We start from the raw sequence: 572 nt of genomic DNA, 5'->3' as shown, positions 1-572 counted from the left end.
AACCGGCCAGGGCAAACTCAAGGACATGATCAACATCGCCGACCGTCCCAAGGAGGCTGACGACCGCGCGATCCCCGGCCATTGGGAGGGTGACCTGATCCTGGGCAGCACCGTATCGAACTCGGCGATCGGCACCCTGGTCGAGCGCACCACCGGGTTTGTGGTCCTGTTGCACCTGCCCGAGGACCGCACCGCGGCCACCCTCAGAGACGCCATGTCGGCCAAGGTCCCCGAGATCCCCGAGGTGCTGCGCCGGTCGCTGACCTGGGATCAGGGCAGCGAGATGGCGCTGCACACCAAGATCACCGAGGCGACCGGGCTGCCGATCTACTTCTGCGACCCGCACAGTCCCTGGCAGCGTGGCACCAACGAGAACACCAACGGGTTGCTGCGCCAGTATTTCCCGAAGGGCACCGACCTGTCGTTCTACGGCCCCGGATGGCTCGACCAGGTTGCCGCGGAACTCAACGCCCGACCCCGCAAACGCCTCGGCTGGCGTACCCCCGCCGAAGAACTCGACCGATTACTCTCAGACCCCTCCACATTCGTTGCAGCGACCGCCTGAATGCAAG

At 65.6% G+C, this 572-nt stretch carries 1 protein-coding gene; it reads left to right on the top strand.

The genetic code is table 11. From position 1 onward, the window contains the following. Positions 1-565, top strand: a 565-nt coding sequence (locus tag ACZY0X_RS31225) for an IS30 family transposase (RefSeq protein ID WP_463775900.1), incomplete at its 5' end; no start/stop codon positions are given. Between the last annotated feature and the right edge of the window lie 7 nt (positions 566-572).

This window comes from Mycobacterium sp. IDUB_39 (genome assembly GCF_055419205.1).
Note: the sequence above shows the minus strand (reverse complement) of the source record. Positions and strands in the feature narration are given on the sequence as shown.